Raw genomic sequence first — 1,588 nt, 5'->3', positions numbered from 1 at the left:
CCCTATGGGCGCTGACCGCCATGCTGGCAGTCATGAGCCCGGCCGCCAACGCGCAATCTTCACTCACCGTGTTCGGTGTGATGGACGTGGCAGTGCGCCGCACCAATACCGACCATGTCGGGCATATGCTGTCTATGGCCAGCGGCTCCTACACCAGCAGCCGCTACGGCTTTCGCGGTCGCGAAGATCTGGGCGGCGGCTTGAGCGCCTCGTTCTGGCTCGAATCCTTTCTCAGCGCCGACACGGGCGCGGTGACTCCCGCCGGCTTTCAACGCCGCTCCACATTGAGCCTGGCGCATACGGAGTGGGGCGAACTGCGCATGGGGCGCGACTTCACGCCGACGCATTCGAACTGGTCGCGCTTCGATCCGTTCAACTATGTGGGGATTGGCTCGGTGCAGTTGTTCTCGCTGAGCGCCACCGGCAGCACGCCGGTCACCGCGGCCTTCGGCAGCAATGGCAACAGCATCCAGCGCTCCAGCAATGCCATCCAGTACCTGCTGCCGCGCAATAGCTGGGGTCTCGAGGGCGGCATCACCAAGTCGTTCGGTGAAGGCAATGTGTCGGCCAGCGATCAGCATTCGTCGATTGGTGCCCGCCTGGGTGTGAACCTGGGGCCGGTGTTCGTCTCGGCGGCGAGCTATACGACGCATGACGACAAAACCATTTCCGACTTCAAGGACCGCGCGCTGGCGGCGTCGTGGAACGCCGGCTTCGTCAGGCTATCGGGGGGCGTGCGCCGCTATGAGTACCTGCGGGCGACGCAGAGCAACTACCTTCTGGCCGCCGTGGTTCCGCTTGGCGCGCATGAAGTGAAGTTCTCGTTCAATCGCGCAAAGATGGGCGGCACCGCAGGCACCGCAGGCACCGCAGGCACCACGGCCATCCATGGCGACAGCGCGGATCAGCTGGCACTGGGCTATGTGTACCGCTTGTCCAAGCGCACCGTGGCCTACGCCACGGCGGCCACGATGCGCGACAAGGGCAATGCGCGCTTCGTCATTCCAGGCGCCCGTGCCGGCACGGCGGGCGCGCGCTCGCAGGGCTTCGAGTTCGGCATGAATCACGAATTCTGACGCGCGCGTCCTGCACGCCATCGACGCGCCGGGCAAGCCCCTGCCATGCGCGTTCGCCTGCCTGCCGTTTTCTACCGGCAGGAAGTCCGAAAAGTGCCAGTGAATGTTTTTTTTGTGTAGTGGCTAAACGCCACGCCTTCCCTATTCTTTAACCCATAGCGCGACATCGCTGATGTGTCGGAGCAGCGAAGAAGTCGCGCGCAGAACCAAGATCCCAAGGAGTACGAAGTTGTCCAAGAAAGTGCCTCTCAAAATTGCCATCGCGGAGCATCCGCATACCTCGGCCATCCGCAACGGTTCGATTCCGATTGAAGGCGTCGAGCCCGAGTTCGTGACCGTCAAGCCGCAGATCGGCGCTTTCCGCCGCATGGTGCGCGATGTGGAGTTCGACGTCTGCGAACTCGCTCCCACGACCTACATCATTGCGCGTGCTTACGGCGCGCCGTTCGTTGCCCTGCCGGTGTTTGTGGTGCGCCGTTTCCACCATGGCGGTCTGCTGGTGCGCCCTGATG

General features: G+C 63.4%; 1 protein-coding gene and 1 pseudogene. Both read left to right on the top strand.

Annotated features, from left to right (window positions below):
• On the top strand, positions 1 to 1,076 hold a 1,076-nt coding region (locus D3H34_RS32420; RefSeq protein WP_147400582.1), incomplete at its 5' end, for a porin.
• A gap of 229 nt (positions 1,077 to 1,305) precedes the next feature.
• Positions 1,306 to 1,588: pseudogene (locus D3H34_RS32415) on the top strand (ABC transporter substrate-binding protein); the annotation flags it as partial.

The sequence above is a fragment of the Acidovorax cavernicola genome (genome assembly GCF_003581445.1).
Note: the sequence above shows the minus strand (reverse complement) of the source record. Positions and strands in the feature narration are given on the sequence as shown.